The sequence below is a fragment of the Paenarthrobacter sp. NPDC089307 genome (assembly GCF_040685055.1).
Classification (GTDB): domain Bacteria; phylum Actinomycetota; class Actinomycetes; order Actinomycetales; family Micrococcaceae; genus Arthrobacter.
Genome location: NZ_JBFBHE010000002.1, coordinates 335,921 through 359,300, shown reverse-complemented (window position 1 = coordinate 359,300; position 23,380 = coordinate 335,921). Strand labels below are relative to the sequence as shown.

General features: G+C 64.0%; 17 protein-coding genes. 12 read left to right on the top strand and 5 right to left on the bottom strand.

Translation table 11 applies throughout. The annotated features are described in order from the left end of the window. Window positions 1-320 precede the first annotated feature (320 nt). Genes AB0N72_RS05480 through AB0N72_RS05470 form a run of 3 tightly spaced genes read left to right on the top strand, consistent with a single transcriptional unit; the run spans window position 321 to window position 5,948 of the window. Complete coding sequence (locus AB0N72_RS05480; protein ID WP_363929951.1) at window positions 321-866, top strand: WhiB family transcriptional regulator; 546 nt, start codon at window positions 321-323, stop codon at window positions 864-866. Window positions 867-877: 11 nt separating this feature from the next. Beyond that, complete coding sequence (locus AB0N72_RS05475) at window positions 878-4,249, top strand: glycosyltransferase family 2 protein (protein ID WP_363929950.1); 3,372 nt, start codon at window positions 878-880, stop codon at window positions 4,247-4,249. Further along, the gene (locus AB0N72_RS05470) at window positions 4,242-5,948 is read left to right on the top strand and encodes a DUF5719 family protein (RefSeq protein ID WP_363929949.1); all 1,707 of its coding nucleotides are present in this window, start codon (window positions 4,242-4,244) and stop codon (window positions 5,946-5,948) included. Before AB0N72_RS05475 ends, AB0N72_RS05470 begins: the two co-directional genes overlap by 8 nt. Window positions 5,949-5,959: 11 nt before the next feature. On the opposite strand, the gene AB0N72_RS05465 is transcribed toward AB0N72_RS05470, so the two are convergent. Further along, a complete protein-coding gene (locus AB0N72_RS05465; protein WP_363929948.1) occupies window positions 5,960-6,478 on the bottom strand; it encodes a metallopeptidase family protein in 519 nt (172 codons plus the stop codon). Window positions 6,479-6,620: 142 nt separating this feature from the next. Here AB0N72_RS05465 and AB0N72_RS05460 point away from each other — a divergent pair, with 142 nt between their 5' ends. From AB0N72_RS05460 to AB0N72_RS05440, 5 genes are all read left to right on the top strand, one after another. Next, complete coding sequence (locus AB0N72_RS05460; RefSeq protein WP_363929947.1) at window positions 6,621-6,998, top strand: DUF3499 domain-containing protein; 378 nt, start codon at window positions 6,621-6,623, stop codon at window positions 6,996-6,998. A gap of 139 nt (window positions 6,999-7,137) precedes the next feature. Continuing rightward, complete coding sequence (locus AB0N72_RS05455) at window positions 7,138-7,356, top strand: Trm112 family protein (protein ID WP_189015031.1); 219 nt, start codon at window positions 7,138-7,140, stop codon at window positions 7,354-7,356. Between the two features lie 53 nt (window positions 7,357-7,409). Further along, window positions 7,410-8,888 (top strand): adenosylhomocysteinase, encoded by a 1,479-nt coding sequence (gene ahcY, locus AB0N72_RS05450; RefSeq protein WP_363929946.1) that lies wholly within the window; start codon window positions 7,410-7,412, stop codon window positions 8,886-8,888. A gap of 117 nt (window positions 8,889-9,005) precedes the next feature. Continuing rightward, window positions 9,006-10,226, top strand: coding sequence for an Ig-like domain-containing protein (locus tag AB0N72_RS05445; protein WP_363929945.1), 1,221 nt, complete (start codon window positions 9,006-9,008; stop codon window positions 10,224-10,226). A 187-nt stretch (window positions 10,227-10,413) separates the two neighbouring features. Then, window positions 10,414-11,274 carry a pentapeptide repeat-containing protein gene (locus AB0N72_RS05440; protein ID WP_363929944.1) on the top strand — a complete coding sequence of 287 codons (861 nt, stop codon included), beginning with the start codon at window positions 10,414-10,416 and terminating at the stop codon, window positions 11,272-11,274. Here AB0N72_RS05440 and AB0N72_RS05435 read toward each other — a convergent pair. Then, window positions 11,271-12,077, bottom strand: coding sequence for an RDD family protein (locus AB0N72_RS05435; protein ID WP_363929943.1), 807 nt, complete (start codon window positions 12,075-12,077; stop codon window positions 11,271-11,273). The two genes, AB0N72_RS05440 and AB0N72_RS05435, sit on opposite strands and share 4 nt — an antisense overlap. Window positions 12,078-12,204: 127 nt before the next feature. Here AB0N72_RS05435 and AB0N72_RS05430 point away from each other — a divergent pair, with 127 nt between their 5' ends. Continuing rightward, entirely contained in the window at window positions 12,205-13,200 is a 996-nt protein-coding gene (locus AB0N72_RS05430) for a stage II sporulation protein M (protein WP_363929942.1), read from the top strand. A gap of 139 nt (window positions 13,201-13,339) precedes the next feature. After that, window positions 13,340-14,476 carry a TIGR01906 family membrane protein gene (locus tag AB0N72_RS05425; RefSeq protein WP_363929941.1) on the top strand — a complete coding sequence of 379 codons (1,137 nt, stop codon included), beginning with the start codon at window positions 13,340-13,342 and terminating at the stop codon, window positions 14,474-14,476. 45 nt (window positions 14,477-14,521) lie between these two features. On the opposite strand, the gene AB0N72_RS05420 is transcribed toward AB0N72_RS05425, so the two are convergent. Further along, window positions 14,522-16,354: an AMP-dependent synthetase/ligase gene (locus AB0N72_RS05420; protein ID WP_363929940.1), complete on the bottom strand. Its 1,833-nt coding sequence runs from the start codon at window positions 16,352-16,354 to the stop codon at window positions 14,522-14,524. Window positions 16,355-16,364: 10 nt separating this feature from the next. After that, on the bottom strand, window positions 16,365-18,176 hold the full coding sequence (locus AB0N72_RS05415; RefSeq protein WP_363929939.1) for a phospholipid carrier-dependent glycosyltransferase: 1,812 nt from the start codon (window positions 18,174-18,176) through the stop codon (window positions 16,365-16,367). Window positions 18,177-18,310: 134 nt separating this feature from the next. Between AB0N72_RS05415 and rsmI the strand changes: the two genes are divergently transcribed. Together rsmI and AB0N72_RS05405 are read left to right on the top strand one after the other, a co-directional pair. Continuing rightward, window positions 18,311-19,183, top strand: a complete 873-nt coding sequence (gene rsmI / locus AB0N72_RS05410) for a 16S rRNA (cytidine(1402)-2'-O)-methyltransferase (protein ID WP_363930333.1) — start codon at window positions 18,311-18,313, stop codon at window positions 19,181-19,183. A gap of 159 nt (window positions 19,184-19,342) precedes the next feature. Then, the gene (locus AB0N72_RS05405; RefSeq protein ID WP_363929938.1) at window positions 19,343-20,824 is read left to right on the top strand and encodes an NAD-dependent succinate-semialdehyde dehydrogenase; all 1,482 of its coding nucleotides are present in this window, start codon (window positions 19,343-19,345) and stop codon (window positions 20,822-20,824) included. A gap of 170 nt (window positions 20,825-20,994) precedes the next feature. Here AB0N72_RS05405 and AB0N72_RS05400 read toward each other — a convergent pair whose 3' ends face one another. Next, a complete protein-coding gene (locus AB0N72_RS05400; RefSeq protein WP_363930332.1) occupies window positions 20,995-23,373 on the bottom strand; it encodes a DUF3488 and transglutaminase-like domain-containing protein in 2,379 nt (792 codons plus the stop codon). Between the last annotated feature and the right edge of the window lie 7 nt (window positions 23,374-23,380).

The window sequence follows — 23,380 nt, the reverse complement described above, 5'->3', positions numbered from 1 at the left end:
AATTGCGACACAGTGGCGTTTGTCCATTCACTGGGGTTGGGGGTGGCGCTCCCGCTGTCTCCGCGGAAATTCAACGAAAGTTAACCTCAACCGATCCAACGCTTTCATTTTCCGCCGGGACACGCCGTCGCCGTGGCCCAAATGTTGGGCGTGGCGCATCCCACTTTTCCACAGCTTCTTGATTATTATCCCGGCGCCGCTTGACTGACGGGTAGTTACACGCGTGTAATTAGTAATCAACGCCGCTGCACAGACAACCGGAACACCACCGGGAATCGGAAATACATCCACGCAGCAGCTGCAAACTCAGGAGGGACGCCATGGGGCAAGCGTTGCGTATCCAGGAAGATGCAGTCGTCGCAGAGCATGCGTCGGTGAAATACCGTTCGCGGGAAGTGCCGGGAGACTGGTATGTGGACCCTGCGGATCCGGAAGCGGCAGATCGATACAACCAGAATGTGCAGCAGTCTCTGGAGGATCAGGCGACAGCCCTCCTTGCAGCACACGAGGCCTTGATCGGTGACTTGCCGGCTGGTCCGGAAGATGAACTCGACGATCCTCCCATGGAGCTGCGCCGGCCGCTTGAGACGCCTGGGCAGCCTGTTTGGATCGGTCTCCCCGGCCAAGGGGATTTCGACGACGAAGGCGAACTTGGCTGGCAGACGGACGCGCTGTGCGCGCAGACGGATCCTGAAGCGTTTTTCCCCGAAAAAGGCGGATCGACCAGGGATGCCAAGAAGGTCTGCGGAGCGTGCAACGTCCGCTCACAGTGCTTGGAGTACGCTCTGGCCAATGACGAGCGGTTCGGTATTTGGGGCGGTCTTTCCGAGCGGGAGCGCCGTCGGCTAAGGAAGCGAGCGGTCTAATTCTCAAGGAAGTGCACGTTACCGCTGTCGTGGTTTCCCACGATGGCGGTAACTACCTGCCCAGGACATTGGCGGCATTGTCGGACCAGACGCGTCCGGCAGATGCCGCCATTGGCGTTGATACAGGTTCCACGGATAGTTCCCTGGACCTGCTCGGTGATGCCTTCGGCCACAGCAACGTCACCACTTTCCACCAGGCCAAGAGCGGTTTTGGCGCTGCGGTCCGTGCGGGGCTGCAGGAGCTCGCTCCGGTGCGGTCCGGCGATAACCAAGCGGTGGAATGGATCTGGCTCCTGCACGATGATGCCGCTCCCGCGCCGGATGCGCTGGCTGAGCTGCTCCATGCAGTTGAGCGTGCCCCGTCAGTAACCGTTGCCGGTTGCAAGCAGCTCGGTTGGGACAACCACCGTCATTTGGTGGATGCAGGACTCTCAACGAGCCGCTGGGCCGAGCGCCTGACCCTGATCGACGCCGACGAAGTGGACCAGGGCCAGTACGACGCCCGTTCGGACACGTTCGCAGTCAATTCCGCGGGAATGCTGATCCGCAGGGACGTCTGGGAACAGTTGGATGGCTTCGATCCTGCCCTGCCCGGCAGCGGCGACGACGTCGACTTTTGCTGGCGGAACTGGCTCGCCGGGAACCGGGTGGTTGTTGTCCCCAGTGCCCGGATGTTCCATGTCGAGCATCGACCCCACGCCCTGGGAACGTCCTCTGCTGCACGTAAAGCCCAAATCCACCTTCGCCTCAAGCACACGCCGTGGTGGAATGTTCCCTTCCAGGCCTTGGGCGCCTTCTTCGGCGCCATCGTTAGGCTCGTGCTGAGCATCCTGGTGAAGGAGCCGGGTTACGGCTTCTCCCAGTTCACTGCCACGATTGCCGCTTTGGCCCGTCCCCTGGCGGTTGCCCGGGGGCGCCGCGCAGCTGCCCGGACGCGTCGGGTACATCGTTCCGTGGTTCGGGGCCTCCAAACGCCCACGCGCGATGTCCGGGCCCACCGGCGCTCCTTGTTGGAAGCCATCCGTCCCGGTGAAGATTCACAGCCCACAAGCGACCTGTTGGCCCCCGAGCCCAGCGGCGATGCGGCTGACGATTTCGCTGCGCTGGCCACGAACGAGCGTGGGTGGGTGGGAACAGGTGCTGTTGCCGCCGCTTGCGTTGCACTTGCGGCAGCCCTAATTGGTTTGCTGGGCCTCCTTCGCTCCGGCGCTGTCGCCGGTGGAGGGCTTCTCCCTCTTTCCGGATCGCCGACCGAGATCTGGGCCAACGCCTCCACGTGGTGGATTCCGTTGGGCGCGGGCCTGCCCGGCCACGGCGACCCCTTTGGCTACGTGCTGTGGCTGCTGTCCCTCTTTGGTGGAGGGGACGGGAATGCGGCCATGGCTTGGCTGCTCATCCTGGCGATGCCGTTCTCAGCTGTGGGCGCCTGGTTTGCATCAGGTGCTTTGACCACAAAGCGCCGGTTCCGGACCGTGGCAGCACTGGTGTGGGCCGGTGCTCCGACTCTCCTGATTTCCATCAACGAGGGCCGCGTTGGTGCCGTGGTGGCCCACATCATGATGCCGCTGTTGCTTCTGGCACTGGTCCGGGCCTCCGGCTCAGCCATAGGACAGTCGACAACCGTGCAGTCGGCAACAACGTTCCCCACAGGGCAACGTGCAGCAGCGCAGCCCGCTCCTGTCCGCAGCAAGCCCGGCATCCACGGCACGCCTTCGTGGACAGCGGCAGCCGCGGCCGGTTTGGCCATGGCGGTTGTCACCGCTTCGGCACCATCATTGCTGGGTCCGATCATTGTCGCAGTGATCCTTGCTGCCGTGGTCCTGGGGCAACGCGGCAAAACCATGTGGTGGTCGTTGCTGCCCACCCTTGCCTTGTTCCTTCCTTACGGCATTTCCGTTCTCGACAGGCCGCGCTCCTTGCTTGCGGATCCCGGGCTTCCGCTGGGCTTTGACGCCGCTCCGCTGTGGCAGCAGTTGCTCGGCCAGCCACTGGCCTTCAGGATCGACGGCGGCCTGACGGGACTTGCGCTCTTCGGCTCCGGACCGGTGCCATGGGCGTTGATTCTGGCTTTGGTGATCGGCGTTCCGGTATTGCTGCTTGCCGTGGCATCGCTGTTCCTGCCCGGCAAGCGCACAGCACTTGCGCGTGTGTTCTGGCTGGCTGCCTTGGCCACTTTGGCAAGCGCCTGGTTGGTAGGGCACGTGGCTACCGGCGCCAACAACAACGTCATCGTCGGACCGTTCACCGGCCCGGCGGTGTCCGCATCCGGCATGCTGCTGCTTGGCGCCGCTTTGCTCGGGGCGGAAAAGATCTTTTCGGCAAGCCGCAGGTCCTCGGATCCGACCCGCCGTAAGCTTCCGCTGCGCCGCGTCGCCTCGGGCGTCGTGGTTGCCCTCCTTGTAGTAGGCCCTCTGGCCGGCATGGGCGCCTGGACTGCGCAGAACGTCCTTCAGCCCTCGACGTCTACGGGATCTCCTGCCGCCTCCACGGCTCAGCAGCCGGCAGGGTCCTTGGGAGCACTTCGGCAGGTATGGCCGATGGAGTCCGGCACCCTGCCCGCGACCGCCGTCGACCGTGGCCAGGGGGTGGAACGGACCCGGACCCTGGTGATCACCAGTGGCGAGCAAGGCGCGTTCACTTCCTCACTCATGCGCGGAGCCGGAACGACGTTGGACAGCCTGTCCACCATTGCCTCCGCCAGGACCATTATCGGCGCTCCGGGCCGCGAGGAGATCGCCGCTGATGACGCCGCTACAGCATCCTTGCGGCGCGCTGTGGCCACGATCGTGGCAAGCACGGGTGTGGATCCCCGGCCAGACCTCGAGCAACTGGGGGCTGGATTCGTAGTCCTCAAGGCCACGGACAATGCCGCCCAACTGACCGCCAGCCGGATCGACGCCGTCCCCGGGCTCGTTGCCGTGGGACAGACCGACGCCGGATGGCTGTGGAGGGTGACTCCACGTGGCCAGCCTGCGGCCGGTGCTGCTGACACCGCCCATCGGGTCCGCATTGTCAACGGCCAAGGCGACACTGTGGGTACGCTGCCGTCCGAAGAAGAGGCAGTCAACGCGACCCTTCCCGCCGGTGATGAGGGCAGGAAAGTCGTCCTTGCTGAGCGCGCCGATCCCGGCTGGACGGCATCGTTGAACGGGAAGCAGCTGAACGCAACAACTTCCGGATGGTCCCAGGCATTCGACCTGCCGGCTGGTGGCGGAGAGCTGGAGATCCGTTACGCGAACCCGTGGGCAGTGTGGCTCGGGATCCTGCAAGTGGTGGTGATCGCCTTGACGGTCCTGCTGGCGATCCCGATGCCGGCCCGCCGTTCCCGCACAGGCATGTCGAGGGATGAAGTCTCCCTCCGTAAGGAGTACAGCAGTGTCTGAGGACCCGAAGAAAAGCGCCGGCGAAGCAAAGCCGACGCCAGACGAAACGACGGTCGAGAAGAAGTCCATCCGCAGCGGCAAAGGTGCACGCCGCGAGGAGTCGGCCCGCGCCACCAAGGGTTCCCGCAGTTCCAACAGGGGCATGGTCACAGGGGTCCTCTCCGCAGTGGTCATTTTGGCCGCCGGGGGAGGCGCCGTGGCTGCCACCTCTATGGTTCCCGGCCCTTCCGGTGGCACGAACACAGACATCCTTCAGGCGGACGTTCCTGCTGGCCGGTCACTTGGCGTTTGCCCCGAACCGGCGAGGTTGGTCAACGGGACGGTGGTGGGAACGGATGCTGACTTCAGTCCGGTTTCGACCACCGCCGCAAGCGCGCTCAACGCGGTGGTCCTGAGTAATCCGGCCGGCACCGTTCCCGGCAGCAAGGTCGCTTCCTTGGGTGGCCAGGCTGTGGCAGAGATCGCCAAGGCACCCACGAGCACTCCCACCCCCACAGCCGGCCCTCCGGTTCTCGCTGCGGGTGTGGCTTCGATCAGTCCGGTGACCTCGACGACAGTGGTGGAAGCCGAACCGATCGGAAATGAGCAGGCTTCCTTGTCCGCCAGCCTCAGCTACTCGGCGACTGACGGTGACCTGCGGGGCCTTGCTACGGCGCAATGCCAGCCGCCAAGCAATGATGCATGGTTGCAGGGCGCGAACACGTCGGTTGGGCGGACAGCGGTTCTGAACCTCAGCAACCCGTCCGAAACTCCGGCCACGGTGAGCTTGGATCTTTATGGATACGAGGGCCAGATCCAGGCCCCTGGAGCCCGGGGCCTGCTGGTGGCTCCAGGAACTACGCGGTCCGTGAATCTTGCAGGCCTTGCCCCGGGCGAATCCCAGCTGGCCGTCCGCGTGCGCAGCACCGGTGGTCCAGTGGCCGGAACGATACAGCAGAGCGTACTGCGCGGCCTCGCACCAGGGGGCGTTGAGTACCTCTTGCCGGGAGCCGGGCCGTCGAACCTCCAGGTGATGTCCGGCGTCGACATCCAGGACGCGGACGGCGTTAAAGCGCTCTCCGCCAAGCCCGGTTTCACGGACGCCGTACCGGCCCTGCAAATTGCTGTTCCCGGGTCAACGGACGCAGTGGTCCAGGTACGCCTGTACGGGTCAAACGGCGAGCGAAAGCTACCCAACGGGGGAGTGGTCACTGTCAAGGGCGGATCTGTCGCAACGCTGAATCTTGATGGCGTTCCGGCGGGCAGCTACACGGTCCGTGCCAGCTCCGATGTTTCCTTCGTTGCGTCAGCCAGGATCACCCGGGGTGCCAAGGCTGAAGAGGCAACCGATTTCGCCTGGTCTCCCGCGTCGGCAAGGCTGGGGAGCCAGCACCTGGTGGCTGTTCCCCGCGATGGCGTGCGGTCCTTGAGCTTCGGGGTGCCCGAGGGGCGGGCGACCGTCAGCTACGCTCCGGTCACCGCTGACGGCAAAGTGGGCAAGGCCGTTGATGTGGACCTTTCCGGGGGTACCACTTCAGTGATTGAGCTCCCGGCAAAGTCGGGGGACGCGGTCATAGCGGGATACGTGGTGTCCGCATCCGGAGATCCCGTTTACGGCTCAATGGTCCTTGGGAAGCAAGGCCGCAACGACATCTCGGTTGTTGCGATCCAGGATGCTGCGGCAGGACTTGAGAAGGTCCCCGTTTCGGTGGGCTACTAGCCGGCGTCGTCCTACTGGTACCGGCGGCGATACACCGGGTCCAATGTTTCCGGGGGCACTCCCAGCATCTCGGCGGTGTACTCCACCACCACATCATGGACGAGGTCCTGCAGCTCTTCCCGGGTGTTGGAGCCCTGTTCAACCACACGCCGGTACACGGTGATCATCGGTGGTTCTCCGCGGCCGCCTGGAGTGTAGGAGCCCATGGGGGCGGGGTTGCGGGTGGCCACCAGCTGTTCGAGGTTGGGTGGGATCTCATCGACGGCGAAGAGGACGCCGTCCAGTTGCTTGCCCCACATGTCCTGAAGGCGTTCCGCGGAGTCAAGCACCATATCGTCGAACCGTTCGGAACGGGTGCGGAAACCCGGAAGGTTCGGAAGCATCAGCTCCCCCCGCAGCCCCCTGCCATGACGGTTCCGCCGGCGCCGCCGGAATCCCCGCACGCCCGTCCCGGCGTGTTCCTCTGTCTGATCGCCATCGGCGTCAGTCCACCGGACATTGAAGCCGGGAACATGTGGCTGTGACTGCATATATCGACTTTAGTACCGGGGAACCGCCAGCGCGACATCCTCGTCCGCAGCGCGCCGGAGCCAGGCGTCCAGGCGGTTTCCCTGGCAGCCACGGGCGCTCAATACACGCCCGGAGTGACAAGTGGCGCTAATCTGGGATGTTGTGGGTGCTATTCGTCAGTGTTCAAGATCAGCCTGCCGCCAGTCTGCGGTGGCCACTTTGACGTACGTGTACGCCGATTCGACCGCGGTCCTGGGCCCGCTCGCTACGTATGCCGAACCGCACGCCTATGATCTCTGCACCCAGCACGCGGAAAGCCTCACAGTCCCGCGCGGCTGGGAAGTCCTGCGCCTGGCAATGCCCACGACGCCCCCACAACCCGGCCCTGATGACCTCCTGGCGCTGGCCAATGCCGTCCGTGAGGCCGCTTCCGCTGCCCCCGAGACGCCTGCCCGCCATGGACACCAGCAGATGGAACCCCCGGCAGGCGTCGAAGGTACCCGCCGGGGCCATCTGCGCATTCTCCGCGAACCGTCCTAAGCCGACTCCGGTGACAGTGCCGGCGTCGTGACTCAAATCGTCGCCGTGATCCAAACCCTGCGATCCCGCGCGGTAGTCTGGAATCTGCAGATAAATCCGCCAGCGGCGCCAGGCCGGCGCCACCCAGGGAGCATCATTCATGCCAAAGGTCAGTCCTGAACTGTTGTCCATCCTGCGCTGCCCCGTGACGGGTTCACCGCTGGTCCAGGAGGGTGAGGAGCTGGTGTCGACAGCTGCCGCCGCGGACGGCGAAAAGCTCCGCTACTCCATCGAGGACGGCATCCCGCTCCTCCTGCCTCCGGAACTTCTGGCGGCCGCCAACGCGGCAGGCTCCAGCCAGCACGATTCCAAGGCATAGCGCCTCTTTCAACATCGCACGTCTTTATCGCACGGTACCCCTAAGGACTTTCCATGACATTCGACTACAAAGTCGCTGATATCAATCTCGCTGAGGCAGGCCGCCACCAGATCCGGCTTGCCGAGCATGAAATGCCGGGCCTGATGTCGCTTCGCGCCGAGTTCGGTGCTTCCCAGCCGCTTAAGGGTGCGCGGATCGCCGGTTCCCTGCACATGACCGTCCAGACCGCGGTCCTCATCGAGACCCTCACGGCGCTCGGTGCAGAGGTCCGTTGGGCCTCCTGCAACATCTTCTCCACCCAGGACGAAGCAGCCGCCGCCGTCGTTGTCGGGAAGGGAACCCCGGAAGACCCGCAGGGCGTGCCGGTCTTCGCCTGGAAGGGTGAAACCCTTGAAGAGTACTGGTGGACCGCAGAGCAAATCCTCACCTGGCCCGGCGCCCACGCCAACCCGGAGTTGGGTCCCAACATGATTCTCGACGACGGCGGCGACGCCACGCTGCTGCTGCACAAGGGCGTGGAGTTCGAGGCCGCCGGCGCAGTTCCCACCGCCACCGAGGACGACCCCGAGGAATACGTCCTGATCCTGGACCTCCTCCGCAGGACCCTTGAAGCCGATCCGCAGAAGTGGACCCGCCTGGCAGCCCGCATTGAGGGCGTCACGGAAGAAACCACCACCGGTGTGCACCGCCTGTACCAGCTCGCGGAGCAGGGCAAGCTGCTGTTCCCGGCCATCAACGTCAACGACTCCGTCACCAAGAGCAAGTTCGATAACAAGTACGGCATCCGCCACTCGCTCCCGGACGGCATCAACAGGGCCACGGACGTCCTCATGGGCGGCAAGGTCGCTGTCGTTTGTGGCTATGGCGACGTCGGCAAGGGCGCCGCGGAAGCGCTGCGGGGCCAGGGTTCGCGGGTCATTGTTACCGAGATCGACCCCATTTGTGCGCTGCAGGCTGCCATGGACGGCTACCAGGTGGCCAAGTTGGAGACGGTGCTCGCACAGGGCGACATCTTCATCACCACCACGGGCAACAAGGACGTCATCCTGGCCGAGCACATGCTGGGCATGAAGAACAAGGCGATCGTGGGCAACATCGGCCACTTCGACAACGAGATCGACATTGCAGGGCTGGCGAAGATCGAGGGCGTCAAGAAGGTCGAGATCAAGCCGCAGGTCCACGAGTGGGTCTTCGACTCCGGTACGGACTCCGAGCGCTCCATCATCGTCCTCTCCGAGGGACGCTTGCTGAACCTTGGCAATGCCACGGGCCACCCGTCGTTCGTCATGAGTAACTCGTTTGCCAATCAGACGATTGCCCAGATTGAACTGTGGACCAAGAGGGACCAGCCTGCCGGTGAGCGGGAGTACCAGAAGCAGGTCTACGTTCTGCCGAAGATCCTGGACGAGAAGGTCGCCCGCCTGCACCTGGACGCACTAGGTGTTGAATTGACTGAACTGAGCAAGGAACAGGCCGACTACCTGGACCTGGACATTGCCGGCCCGTACAAGCCGGAGCACTACCGTTACTAACAGCTCCCCATAATCAACAATCGATGGAGAAAGGCCGGCACGCGATCAGCGTGGCCGGCCTTTCGACTAGAATTGGGTATTCGGTATTGCTTGCCGGGGGACAGGAAGACGGGAACCATGACGGAAGTCGCTAAACGGAAAACAGGCAAGGTCCTTGCCATCATAGGGATCTGCGCTGCCATTGCCGTGGGCGGTATCGGCGTGGCCACCGTTCCCGGTTTGCTGCCTGGTTCTTCGCAGGACACCGCAGCCGCGCCTTCTCCCAGTCCCACGGTCGAGGCCAAGCCCGTGGAGCTGGGTATCACTCCGCTGGACGGGGTAGTGGAGTGGAACCCCGTGGTGGGTCCCCAGATCAAGGCCGTCAATGGCAAAGTCAAGGACGTTGTTTTGACACCCGCCGACGGCGGTGCGCCGGTTGTCGGGAAGATCAGTCCGGACGGCACCACGTGGACCACGCAGGAAGTGCTGAAGTTCAAGACCAAGTACAACTATTCCTTCACCGTGGTGGATACCGCCGGTAAGGAAACCAAGAAGACCCAGACCTTCACCACAGTTTCCGCCGCCTACGAGGCCGATGCGTCCATCTACCCCCGGAACGGGACGATGGCCGGATCGGGGCAGCCCATTGAAATCAACTTCAGTGAACCCGTAGTGGACAAGGCAGCCATGGAGAAGCGGGTGGCCATCACCGTATCTTCGGGCCAACCCGTGGCGTGGCACTGGTACTCGGACAAAAAGGTGAGGATCCGGCCTGAATCATTCTGGGCTTCCGGGACCACTGTCACGGTGGACATGAAGCTCCTGGGCGTCGATTTCGGCAACAACATGATCGGCAACGGGGACGTCGTCTCCACGTTCACCACGGGCCCGCAGCGGATCGCCGTGGTGGACGACACCACCAAGACCATGAACGTGTACTCCGACGGGCAGTTGTTGCACACGGCTCCCGTGTCCCTCGGCGGTGAGGATTGGTTGTCGCCCACTGGCTATGCAGTCATCCTCGAGCAGGAACGCAAATCCAACTTCAACGCCGGCAGCATCGGCCTCAAACCGGGGGACAAAGGGTACTACGCCCCGATGGTGGTGGATTATGCCAACCGCCTGACGTGGTCCGGCGTCTACGTCCACCAGGCACTGGAATCTGCGTGGGGAGCAATCGGCCGCGTCAATGTTTCCCATGGATGTGTTGGCTTGCTGCCGGATGACGCCGCCTGGTTCTTCAACAACATGAAGACCGGTGACGTTGTCCAGATCCTGAACACCGGGGCGCCGGCCGTTGAACCGCTTGAAGGCTTCGGCGACTGGAACATTCCGTGGGCGAGCTACGCCCAGCGGTAAAAAGAGCTGTTAAGATCGATGCAGTGATTATTTCCTGCGCGCTTTGACCCAGACTTCCTCCGCCAACCACGTGTTGGCGCTGAATTTGTGCTGCCCTCCATGGTGATTCCGGGTGTTCCTCCAGGGAACCCGCTGATGGGTTCCCCGGCTTCTTCCACCGGACCCTCTTTCATTATCTGGAGCACACATGACCATCCGATCAACCCTCCGCCCGGACTGCAGCAACTGTTTTGCCCTGTGCTGCACTGCGCTTGGATTCACCCGCACAGCCGACTTCGCCATCGAAAAACCGGCAGCATCGGCGTGCCCGAACATGGCCGACGACTTTTCCTGCACCATCCATCAAAGCCTGCGGCCCCGGGGCTTCCGGGGCTGCACGGTTTTTGACTGCTTCGGCGCCGGACAGCTTGTTTCGCAGCACACCTACACCGGCATCAGCTGGCGTGACGACCCGGCTTCCGCCTCAGGGATGTTTGCCGTCTTCAAAGTCGTCAGGCAACTCCACGAGATGCTCTGGTACCTGGACGAAGCCCGGCAACGGGCGTTCGATCCAGGGCTCGCTGCTGAGGCGGACCACCTGTCGGACCGCATCAGCGCCATAGCGCAAGGAAGCGCACCCACGGTCCTGGGTGCCGACGTCGAAACCCTCCATGGTGAGGTCCGCACCCTCCTGATGGAGGTCAGTGAGGAAGTCCGTGCCTCCTACGGAGCTGAGGACCCGCAAAGGCCCGACGCCGGCCTCCAGCCAGGTGCCGACCTTATGGGGGCGGAGCTGGCGAACCTGCAGTTGTGCGGAGCAGACCTCCGCGGGGCGTACCTGATCGGGGCAAACCTGTCAGGCAGCGACCTCGCGGCCGTGGACCTGCTGGGGGCGGATCTTCGCGGGGCGCGCCTTCACGGCGCGGATCTTTCGACGTCGCTCTACCTGAGCCAGCCACAAATCAACGCCGCTTACGGCGACGTCGGGACGCTCCTGCCGCCGCAACTGACACGGCCGTCCCATTGGCAGCAGGGGACTGGCGGCAGGGACCAGGGAGGCTGGGACTAGTGCAGCTGGGAGAACGGCAGCTTACGCAACCGTTCTCCCACTGTCGCGTTTCTTTGTTCGGCCTGGCGGAGCCGCCCATATTCACGTTTGCGCCGTTCCCCGAGGACCGCCCCAATGTAGTCGGCGGGTATGGTGCCGGGCGGCGGAGGCGGCGCGACATAGCGGGCGAGTTCCGTGGCCAGGGCGGTGGCCATGGATTCCCTTGAGGCTGGTGCCATCAGGTAAGCCTGCTGGACGAAAGTACCTGCACGGCGTGCGGTGGCGTCGGGTACCCGCCCGATATCCGCCATGGACACCCACGTCTGCAGGTACGGAGGAGCCGTCGGCACGATACGGGGTTTCGATGGCACGCGTAGGCGAAGGGAATAGGTACCGGCCACGATGTCGCCAAGTCGTTTGGACTTCTCATTGAACAGGGCCACCCCAATGGCCAGTCCGCCAAAGGTCAGGTAGATCTCCAGGAAACCGATGAGTCCGCGGATGAGGGCGTGCCGGAAGCGGATGGATCCACCGTCGTCGCGCACGATCCTCAAACCCGTGGCGAGCTTTCCCAGCGACCGTCCCCGCGTGAGGGTTTCCACGGCGACGGGAACTATCACCACGGAGAAGACGACGCTGCTCAGGACCAGTGCCCGGACCGCCGACTCATCAAGGTCGGAGGAGGCCATCAGGACCAGGATGATGAGGAGTATGGCGAGGAGCACCTGGGAAATGACATCGAGGATGAGGCCCAGTCCCCGTGCTGCAAAGGATGCGGGGCGCAGCTCAAGGACCACTGCCTCGCCTGTGATGATCGAACTCAAGCCAGCCCCCACGCTTCCCGAATGGTGCAGCGCCTGGCGGCGCCCGCACAATGAGTCTAGCGGCGCAACAGGCCAAAACGGCCCCCGCCAAGAGCATGGACCCGGAGGCAGGCATTAGGGTGGTGCCGTGGACATCGATGCCTTCTCGGCCGTACATGGGGATAAATGGTCGCGGCTTCACTTCCTGGCGCACAAGCGTCGGTTGACGGGAGACGAGGCCGACGAACTGCTGCGTCTGTACCAGACAGTTTCCGGGCACCTGTCACTGATCCGGTCGGTGGCTCCCGAGACCGGTTTGTCGTCGTCGTTGTCCGCAGCGTTGGCACAAGCACGCACGAGATTCACTGGGGCGCGCTCGAACTTCATGGAAGACCTGGCGCGCTTTTTCGTCATCTCCTTGCCCGCGGCCTTTTACCGGATTCGGTGGCTGACCGTGTGGTGCGGACTGGCCTTCACTGTGGTCGCGGCAGCCTACGCCTTGTGGATCGGTACCTCGCCGGATGCCCTGAGGGCGGCCTTCGGCAGCGACGAGAGAGTCCGCACGTACGTCGAGGAAGACTTCATCGACTATTACTCCGAGAACCCTGCGGCTTCCTTCGCCGGAGCTGTGTGGACGAACAACGCGTGGATCTCAGCACAAGCCGTCGCATTTGGAGTCACCGGATTCTGGGTGCCCTACATCCTGTTCATGAATGCCCAAGGGGTGGGAATCGCCGGTGGCGTCTTCCTGGCAACCGGAAAGACGGACGTTTTCTTCAGCTACATCCTGCCCCACGGTTTGATGGAACTGACGGCCGTGTTCATTGCCTGTGCTGCCGGGCTCAGGATCTTTTGGGCCATGGTCCGGCCGGGCCCCCGGACCCGGATGCAGGCTGTGGCGGACGAGGGGCGGTCTTTGATCACCGTTGCCCTGGGCTTGGTGTTGGTGTTGCTGGTTTCGGGCATCGTGGAAGGCTTCGTGACGCCGAGCCAGCTCCCTGTCTGGGCCAAAATCACCATTGGGGCATTGGTTCTGGCCGGTTATTGGACGTACACCCTGCTTGTTGGCGGCCGCGCCGTGCGTGCCGGCGGGACTGGTGACCTGGACGCCAACGACGGCGGCTACAGAAGCATCGCCGCATAGACCTTACAGTTGCGTTTCAATCTGCTCCAACGCGGGGTGGTTCCTCGTGTCGGCGCAGAGCCGGGCGGTAGGCTCGAATGCAGACAAGAGAGCCGGCAGCACGCAATGGCCGGTGGATGCCTACGGAAGTGAAACCGCTGTGAGCGACAAGAGCCCAAAACCACAAGAACCGGACACGGACGTCCACGAGGACCCCAATGAACCGGCCTTCGACTGGATGAAGCCGAAGACGTCCAGTGGTGCCTCAGCCGCGACTCCTGCCGAGGCATCAACCGCTGCTCCCGGCACCGCGTCGACCGCCGCGGGCCAGCCTGAGAGCCGCGCGGACCGCAAAGCTGCAGAGGCTGCCGACGCCGATACGGAACCACCGCTGTTCGCCGACACCCTTGCGAATGCATCTTCGGGCAAGCAACCGTCGCACTATTCGGAACCGCTGCCGACGTCGGCCCTTCAGGTCCGCCCGCCGGAAGACGAGGTGGCCCGACGCAACGCTGAACGGGAGCAAGCCGCAAAGGTCAAGCCCGTAGGCCCCCGTATCTTCCAGGTGCTCTTGGCTGTTTTCTACCCTGTGATCCTCCTGGTGCTGGCAGTCAGGGCGGTCACCAGTCCATTGTTCCTATGGGTGGAGTACAACCGGCCAGGTTTCCCCGGTGATGGCTACGGCTTCAACACCGATGACCGGATGACGTACGGGTCCTACGCCGTGGATTATCTGAGCAACTGGGCCGGTCCCCGTTACCTGGGTGGCTTGGTAAACCAGGACGGTGCAAAGCTGTTCAAGGACAGCGAAGTAGCGCATATGGCGGACGTTAAGACAGTGATTCTGTCGTCGTTCGGTGCGGGGGTCCTGCTGATCATCCTCAGCATCATCGGCATCATCTACCTGCGCAAGCGGAGCACCGGCGGGGTTCGCCGCGGACTGTTCGCAGGCTCCATTGTCACCTTGGTGATCATCATCGGCCTCGCTGTCCTGGCCGTGCTCAGCTGGCAGCAGTTCTTCACCGAATTCCACAGGATCTTCTTTGCCAACGGCACGTGGACTTTCTCCTTGGAAGACACGCTGATCCGGCTCTTCCCCGGGCAGTTCTGGGTTGACGCCGGCATTGTGATCGGCGCTTTGGTATTCATTGCCGCGACGCTGACGTTTGTGTTCACTTGGCCGACGAAGAGGCGTCGGGGACTCGTGGCCCGCGAGGCAGAACACGAGGATGTAGATGCAGATGAGGCTTCGGACGACGAAGCCTTTGACCAAGAAGCAACGAGCGCAAAGCGGTAACTTGGCGGTTTCGTCCCAGGAAGCCCGGAGTACTAAAGCGCCCGCCTACTTCTCGTAGAGCTTTTCAACGCTCGAGGCGAAGTCTCCCACCACGGTCGCGCGCTTGAGTTTGAGTGAGGGCGTCAGGTGTCCGGACTCCACGCTGAGCTCGGCGGTAATGAAGCCGAACTTCTTGATGGACTCCGCTGCTGAGACGAGCTTGTTCGCTTCGTCGACGGCGGACTGCACAGCGGCTTTCACACGGTCATCACCTGCAGCTTCCGCCGGGCCGAGCGCCGGGTACTTGTTCTCGGCGCACCAATCCGCCAGGCCGTCCGGGTCCAGGCTGATCAAGGCCGCCACGAATGGCCGTCCATCACCCACCACCACTGCCTGACCCACCAACGGGTGCTCGCGCAGTTTCTCTTCCAGGGGAGCTGGAGCAACGTTCTTGCCGGCGGCCGTCACCAGGAGGTCCTTCTTGCGGCCGGTGATGGTCAGGAAACCGTCGGAGTCCAGCTCACCGAGGTCTCCGGTGCGGAAGAAGCCGTCCACGAACGCGGCCTCAGTGGCTTCCTTATTGCCGTGGTAGCCCCTGAACACGCCGATGCCTTTGACCAGCACCTCACCGTCCTGGGCGACGCGGATGGTGGTTCCCGGCAGGGGTATCCCCACAGTCCCGATGCGGCACATGGTGGGCGTGTTCACCGTGCATGGTGCCGTGGTCTCGGTCAGGCCGTAGCCCTCCAGGACCGGAACACCGGCGCCGTGGAAGAAGTGGTTGTCACGGAGACTGAGGGGGCTGGCGCCGGACACCGTGTAGCCGACATCGCCGCCGAAGACTTCCCTCACCCTGGGGTAGAGCAGTTTGTCGAACACCCGGTGCTTGGTTCTCAGAAGCCAACCCGGACCGTGCCCCTGACCACGCGCGGCAAGATCCACCGCCGTCGAATATTCCACGGCGGTTGAAGAAGCCGCCGAGAAAAGGGCGGATTTTCCTGACATGGCGGCCTTGTGGCCGGCACCGGCGTATACCTTCTCAAAGATCCGGGGGACTGCCAGGAGGAACGTCGGCTTGAAGGAGCCCAGGTCCGCCATCAGTCCGCTGGCACCGGCGCTGTGGCCCAAGGTAATGCCGGCAGTGAGGCATACAACCTGGACGGCCCTTGCCAGGACGTGGGCAAGCGGCAGGAACATCAACGTCCTCGCGCCCGGCTGCATCAGAAGCTCCGGAAGGAAGGGGATGACGTTCCGGGCCACCAGTACGAAATTGCCGTGGGTGATCTCGCACCCTTTCGGCTTGCCGGTGGTGCCCGAGGTGTAGACGATCGAGGCGATGTCAGCCAGCTTTGCCGCGCTGCGTTGCCGCTCCAGTTCGGCATCCATGACCCCGATTCCGACGGCGGACACGCTGGTCAGGTTGGGTGCCTCGCCGTCGTGCTCCATCCGGATGATGGCGATGGGGTCCTCGCCGAGGAGCTCCGATTTGTCCACCACGGAGTGGACCATTTCGGCCTTCTGGGCGTCCTCAACGAAGATGCGCCGGGCACCGGAGTCCGCCAGGATCCATTCGATCTGGCTGGCGGACGAGGTCTCGTAGATGGGTACGGTGACGCCGCCCGCCATCCAGATGGCGAAGTCCACCAGCGTCCATTCGAAGCTGGAACGGGACATTACCGCCACGGGGTCGCCGGGGTTGAGTCCGCCGGCGATGAGGCCCTTGGCCAGGGCGGTGACGTCCGCGAGGAACCGTGCAGCGGAGACGTTGAGCCAGCCGTTTGCGGTGTTGTGCGCGTACAGGATGCCGAACGGATCCTTGGCGCACCGCTCCAGCAGGAGATCCGTCACATTGGAGTCCTCATCGGCGTCGAAAAGGAGCTCCGTGCTTGCTTCCCTCACTGCTTGCCTCCTAGATCCACGATGGCATCCACATTCTCATTCGCCATTCCTGGTAACTGATCACTTCCGCCGTGAGCACCGGGTAGAAGAATGCTGTGGCGAGGACGGCCAGGACCAGGACGACAGCTACCACGTACAACCCCGAGCGTCTGCGCCAGGGCGGATCGGCGCTGCGGCCCAGCACCAAGCCCAGCACATACGTCAGGCCAAGCACCAGGAAAGGTTCAAAGGAGACAGCATAGAAGATGAACATGGTGCGTTCCGGGTACATGAACCACGGCAGGTATCCGGCAGCGACTCCGGCAAGGATGGCACCCGCCCGCCAGTCGCGGCGCCCAGCCCACCAGAACAGCAGGATGACCAACGCGATGGTTCCGCCCCACCACACCACGGGGTTGCCCACAGGAAGGATTGCTGAGGAGCAGGTCTCCACAAGGCAACCTGAGGTCCCTTGCTTTGGGGACTGGTAATAGAACGACGTCGGACGGCCCATGACCAGCCAGGTCCACGGACTGGATTCGTACGGGTGGTCGGAGCTGAGCCCCTGATGGAACTTGTAGGCCTCCAGGTGGTAATGCGCCAAGGACCTGACGGAGTCAGGCAACCAGTCCCAACCGGGCGCCGGGTTGGTGGCGGCCCATTGGCGGTAATAGGCGTCCTTGGACAGGAACCAGCCGGTCCACGTCGCAGCATAGGTGACCACAGCCACCGGGATGATGGTGAAGAACGCCAAAACACCGTCCTTGACGATGCCCGCACTGAACCAGTTCCGGATGCCGGCGATGCGTCGAGCGTTGAGATCCCAGAGCACGGTCATCACGCCAAAGGCAGCTACGAAGAACAACGCCGACCATTTGGTTCCCACGGCGAGTCCGAGGCAGATCCCGGCAACCAGGCGCCACCACCGCATTCCCAGCCAGGGTCCCGCCACCAGCTGGCTGGCCAGTGGACGGTCGTCGGGCGAAGCAGCCGCTTGTGCGGCGAGCCGGGAAGCCAGGCGACGGCGGCCGTCGTCGCGGTCCAACAGCAGGGCACCAAAAGCGGCGAAGAGCCAGAACGCGAGAAAGACGTCAAGCAATGCTGTCCGTGAGAGCACCAGGTGGTGTCCGTCAATGGCAAGCAGCAGGCCGGCAACAGCCCCGAGAGTATGCGAGCGGAAAAGCTTCATGGCAACGAGCGCCACCAGGAAAACAGTAAGGGTGCCTGTCAGCGCTGCACTGAAACGCCAGCCAAAGGGATTGTCACCGCCGAACAGCCACATTCCGAAGGCGATCATCCATTTGCCGACCGGCGGGTGGACTACGTATTCGGGGGTGTTCAGCAGGACGTTGGGATTACCGGCATTGAAGGAGTCGTTGGCATTGGACGGCCAGCTTCGCTCGTAGCCGCTGACCAGATAGGAGTAGGCGTCCTTGACGTAGTACGTTTCATCGAACACCAGGCTGTGGGGGACTTCGAGCCGGAAAAACCTGAGGATTCCACCCAGGACGGCAGAAATCGTGGGAATCAGCCAGAACCATAACCGCAGCGACGCCGGGTAGTCGCGCCAGCTCTGGATACCGCCGATCAAGCGGTTCCGCAGTGCCTCCGCGCTGAAAGCCCCGGCCGGCCGGGCAATCCAGCGGTGGCGCTCAAGGCCGCGGCCCGGCAGGTAGCCCACAGGGCCGGTTTCCGTCCGCCGGGAGCTGCGGGAGCGGCCTGCGGGCACTGGTTCATCAGGGTGGCCGACCGGGCGTTGGACTGTGGTCCCATCTGTGTCGGCGTCGGCGGAAGACGCCACGGGTGTGCCGGAAGCGGCGGCAGGAACGGGCGACTGGTTCACCCGCCCATGCTACCTTTCCATGCTTGCAGCATCGTTGAGGTGAGGTGTCGGAGGCGGCGCGGCATTAGGCTTGGCAGGTGGACGAACAACGCAACACCCCGGACGAGGCCCTTCCCAGCGACGACGAGGACGAGCTGCTACCCGCTGTGGAGCCCCCTTCCGGAGCAACCCCCGGGTTCGGCAGGATTGTCCTGGCGGCAACGCCTATTGGAAACGTAGGCGACGCGTCCAGCCGCTTGGTGGAACTCCTGGCGACATCGGACATCGTGGCAGCTGAGGACACCCGTCGCCTGCACAGGCTGGTGACGGCGCTGGGCGTCGAGGTTTCCGGACGCGTCATCAGCTATCACGAGCACAACGAAGTGGCCAAGACCGGCGAACTCCTGGACCACGTGCGCGCCGGGAAGACCATCCTCATGGTCAGCGACGCCGGCATGCCGGCTGTCTCGGACCCCGGGTTCCGCTTGGTGGAGGGTGCCGTGGCCGCTGGTCTGACCGTGACTGCCGTTCCGGGTCCCTCCGCGGTGCTGACTGCACTGGCACTGTCCGGCCTGCCGACGGACCGCTTCTGCTTCGAAGGGTTCCTGCCCCGGAAATCTGGCGAACGGAATTCGCGCTTGGCCGATCTGGCTGATGAACGCCGCACCATGGTGTTCTTTGAAGCCCCGCACCGGCTGGAAGTCATGCTGCGGGCATTGCACGAGCGCTTTGGCGCGGATCGCCGGGTGGCTGTTTGCCGCGAATTGACCAAGACCTATGAGGAAGTCATCCGCGGAACCCTGCGCGAGCTCCTGGAATGGGCAGAGAACAATGAAGTCCGTGGCGAGATAGCGGTAGTGGTGGGTGGTGCGCCTGAACAGGAGCCCGGCAAACCCGAGGACCACGTCGCGGCGGTTAACGAACTCATTGCGCAGGGCATCCGCCTGAAGGAAGCCGTAGCGGCCGTTGCCGAAGACGCCCGCGTCAGCAAGCGGGAGCTGTACTCAGCGGTCCTGGCCGCCCGCTGAGGTAGCTGTGCAGGTGCACAAAATGGCGTCCGGATGGCAGTGCGTGCAGGCGTAGACACTGCTTCTCAGCGGGCAGTACCGTGGCAGTAATTCAAGCCACTTCCGGCAACGAACCCCAGTGGTGCAATTCTCCAAAGCACCCAAGACGAAGGAGTCGCCATGACTGTCACGGTTGAACGCGAAAGCGAACTGCTGGCTTCCGTCCCTACAGGCCTGCTGATCAACGGTCAGTGGCGCCCGGCCGGATCCGGAAAGACCTTTGATGTTGAGGACCCGGCAACGGGCAAGGTCCTGCTCAGCATCTCCGACGCCGGTGCTGAGGATGGTGCCGCCGCCCTCGACGCCGCTGCTGCCGCCCAGGCTGACTGGGCCCGTACGGCCCCGCGCGAACGTGGTGAAATCCTCCGACGCGCCTTTGAGCTGGTTACCGAGCGTGCCGAGGATTTTGCGCTGCTGATGACCCTCGAAATGGGCAAGCCGCTGGCTGAAGCCCGCGGGGAAGTCACCTACGGTGCCGAGTTCCTGCGGTGGTTCTCCGAAGAAGCCGTCCGCGTTTCCGGCCGCTACTCCGCGGCCCCGGACGGCAAGAACCGCCTGCTTGTGCAGAAGAAGCCGGTTGGCCCCTGCCTGCTGATCACTCCCTGGAACTTCCCGCTGGCCATGGCCACCCGCAAGGTAGCCCCCGCCGTCGCCGCCGGCTGCACCATGGTGCTCAAGCCCGCCAACCTGACCCCGCTGACCAGCCTGCTCTTCGCCCAGGTCATGCAGGAAGCCGGCCTCCCCGCGGGCGTCCTGAACGTTATCCAGACCTCCACGGCCGGCGCCGTCACAGGACCGCTGATCAAGGACGACCGACTCCGCAAGATCTCCTTCACCGGCTCCACCCCGGTGGGCCAGGCCCTCATCCGCGAAGCCGCGGACAAGGTCCTGCGCACCTCGATGGAACTCGGTGGCAACGCCCCGTTCGTCGTCTTCGAAGACGCCGACCTGGACAAGGCCGTTGAAGGCGCCATCGCGGCGAAGATGCGCAACATGGGCGAGGCGTGCACCGCGGCGAACCGCTTCATCGTGCACGAATCCATCGCTGATTCCTTCGCCGAGAAGTTCGCAGCGAAAATCGGATCCCTCACCACCGCCCGCGGCACCGAGCCCGAGTCCAAGGTGGGTCCGCTCATCGATGGCAAGGCACGTGACGGCGTCCACGCCCTCGTCACCGAAGCTGTTGAAGGTGGCGCCGAGGCAGTCACCGGTGGTGCCGCCGTCGACGGTCCCGGCTACTTCTACGAGCCCACCGTGCTCAAGAACGTCGCCGAGAACGCCCGCATCCTCCAGGAAGAGATCTTCGGACCGGTCGCCCCGATCATCACGTTCTCCACGGAAGACGACGCCGTTCGCCTGGCCAACAACACCGAATACGGCTTGGTTGCCTACGTCTTCACCAAGGACCTGAACCGCGGCCTGCGGATCAGCGAACGCCTTGAAACCGGCATGCTGGGCCTGAACGCCGGCGTGATCTCCAACGCCGCAGCACCGTTCGGTGGCGTCAAGCAGTCCGGCCTCGGACGCGAAGGCGGCTCCGAAGGCATCGAAGAGTACCTCTACACCCAGTACGTAGGCATCGCGGACCCGTACGCCGACTAGGCTCCTCCCACCAAGGAGCCGTCCACCGCTCTCGCAACAAGATCGGTTGACACCCGGAAGGCCCGGCACCGGAACCCCAAGTTCCAGTGCCGGGCCTTCTGCTGTTTTCGGCTGGCTCTCTTCGCCGGCTGTCTTAGGCCTGCTGTTTTCGGCCTGCGGCCAGCCCTTCGTCAGCGGCGTTGGGGAAGCACTTCACGCACCGAGCGCCATCCCCGGACAGCCACCCACCCCACACTTTTGCCGAGCATACCCAGTGCGCGGAACGGCGCACCCAGTGCCCTGGCCCACCGCCGCATCATCGACGGCGGCAGCCAGTCAGCACGGAACCGGACCAACCAGCGCGCATTGTTCCGCAACGACTCACGCACGACGGCGATGCGGGGCGCCGCTGCGGGGGCCGCCACCGCCAGACGACCATAGCGTTGCCGTTCGAAGTCCGCGGTGAGGGACGCAACGGCGTGGTGCGCGGCGTCGTCGAGCCCTCCCGACTCACCCAAGGCCGCGCTGGAACGCAACCTGCCGGAGAAGTGCCTCGGTGTTTCGCTGGGCGACGACGGGACGCCGTAATCGCTGGCCAGGTCCTGCAGCTCGGCCCATGCCAGCTCCGGCCCCGGATCCTTGTACCCCGGCGGCAGTCCTTCGGGGTCATCCTTGGCTTTGACGTTCAGCCGACGTCGCCGAAGGACCGCGCGGCTGAGCCTCGGCGAGCACAGGAACCCCAGCAGGAGCAGCAGCCCTGCCGCCGCGGCGCCGATTGCCGGAAGCGGATTGACGCTGGCGGAGCCGGTGGCGGGAGCGCCCACGTCCGGAACAGGGATAGGAGCCGTGGCCACCGGTGCCGGCGTGGTCAGGGTTTCCTTTTCGTCAGTGTTCGTGCTGAGGTTTCCCGCAACAGAGCTCTCCGTTGCGTAATCAGGTACGACGCCCCGTGACGGGGTCGGTTCAAACGGGACCCATCCCAGGCCCTCGAAATACAGCTCAGGCCACGCGTGGGCGTCCCTGGCGTCGACCTCGTATTCGGGGAACGAGCCCTGGCCCACCAAGGCAACAGATTCGCCAGTGAGGCGGCCGGGCGCATAACCGACTGCGATGCGGCTCGGGATGCCTTCGGCCCGTGCCATGACCGCCATGGCTGAGGAGAAGTGAACGCAATAGCCGCTCTTGACGCTCAGGAAATCTGCCAGGACGGAGAGGCCGTTACCGTCATAGCCGTTCTGGACGGGTGCTTGAAGGGAGTACGTGAACTCCCCGGAACGCAGGTATTTCTGGATCGCCAGGGCCTTGGCGTAGTTGTTGTTGCCTGCTGGAGCGGTGACCGAATCTGCGGTTTTACGGACGATATCGGGCAGGTTCCCGGGAATCCGGAGGAAGTCATCCGAGATGGACCGGGCCGGAGCCGTGGCTTGGGTCAACGCTGCGGCAGTGATCTTGGGGGCGGCGGAGAAGACGACGTAACGCTGTGCCCTCGTCGTGGTTTCTGTGCTCATGATGCTGAGGGTTTCAGGGTCCCAGGTCCAACGCCCGTTGAGGCCGTTCACCGAGGCAGGGGCGAAGGGGGCGGGAAGATACGGGCTGGTGAACTGGCCTGCGCTGACCGACGTCACCGCGTTGATGATTTCACCCTGGACGGCGTAGCCGGTCTCTATCCTGTCGGCACCGGCGCGCCGCTGTGCCGTGCGGTCATCAGGCGCCCACGTTTCGCCGTCGAAATGGTCAATGGTGACGGACCTCAGATAAAGCGGCGCGCTGGAACTCGTCGCATAGGTGATCCGCCCTGATCCGGTGGGGCTCCGCAGGCTGTTGCCCAGCGTAATCATGGGGTTGAGCCCGTTCGAGGTACCCCAGGGACTCAGCCGCGAACCTTGGGGAAACGTGCCTGTCTCGAAGCCGGGAATCGCGAGGGGCACCACAAGGGTCAACGCAAGGGCCAGGCCGCCGGTCACCAACGAACGCCTGAACTGGCCGGCGCCCCGGCCCGTCCCGGTCTGCAACCGGGCATCAGGGGCGAACCAGTGGCTGCACCCGAGGATGAGCAGGTAGCCCACCGCCGCGCCCAGGAAACCGGCAACACCCACGCTCTGGGGCTTGATGGTCGCCGGCACCACCATGACCGCCAGGATCCCGATGCCGCTGGCAGCAGGCATGGAGAGCGGAACTGCCAACGCGTCGATAAGGATCACCAGAAGCCCCAGGCAGGCGCACATGACGAACACGATCCCGGCGTTCGGCGCTACGGGCGCACTCTCCGAGACCACCGTCTCGGCTGCCCGTTTGATCAGGCGTCCGACGGCGGTGAAGGTACCGGGAGTGGGGATGAAACCGAGCAGGCTCTCCTGACGGCAGAACGTGAAGGCAAGCACGGCTGCCAAGGACACAAACGATCCTAACGTGGCCAGCAAGGGCTGGGCACGGAGGGCCCGAAGGGCAGCGAGTGTCAACGAAACTACCAGGACTGTGGTGATCAGGGGCATGAACCAGGCCCAGCCCCTGAGGACGCCATTGAGCGACAAAGCGGCACCCAGGACAGCCACCGCGATGGACCCGGCCATGACCCAG

Excerpts from the sequence above, each read along its gene's own strand:
- AB0N72_RS05480 (WP_363929951.1), top strand. The coding sequence starts at position 321 with ATGGGGCAAGCGTTGCGTATCCAGGAAGATGCAGTCGTCGCAGAGCAT.
- AB0N72_RS05465 (WP_363929948.1), bottom strand. The coding sequence starts at position 6,478 with ATGCAGTCACAGCCACATGTTCCCGGCTTCAATGTCCGGTGGACTGAC.
- AB0N72_RS05455 (WP_189015031.1), top strand. The coding sequence starts at position 7,138 with ATGCCAAAGGTCAGTCCTGAACTGTTGTCCATCCTGCGCTGCCCCGTG.
- ahcY (WP_363929946.1), top strand. The coding sequence starts at position 7,410 with ATGACATTCGACTACAAAGTCGCTGATATCAATCTCGCTGAGGCAGGC.
- AB0N72_RS05445 (WP_363929945.1), top strand. The coding sequence starts at position 9,006 with ATGACGGAAGTCGCTAAACGGAAAACAGGCAAGGTCCTTGCCATCATA.
- AB0N72_RS05440 (WP_363929944.1), top strand. The coding sequence starts at position 10,414 with ATGACCATCCGATCAACCCTCCGCCCGGACTGCAGCAACTGTTTTGCC.
- AB0N72_RS05405 (WP_363929938.1), top strand. The coding sequence starts at position 19,343 with ATGACTGTCACGGTTGAACGCGAAAGCGAACTGCTGGCTTCCGTCCCT.
- AB0N72_RS05400 (WP_363930332.1), bottom strand. The coding sequence starts at position 23,373 with ATGGCCGGGTCCATCGCGGTGGCTGTCCTGGGTGCCGCTTTGTCGCTC.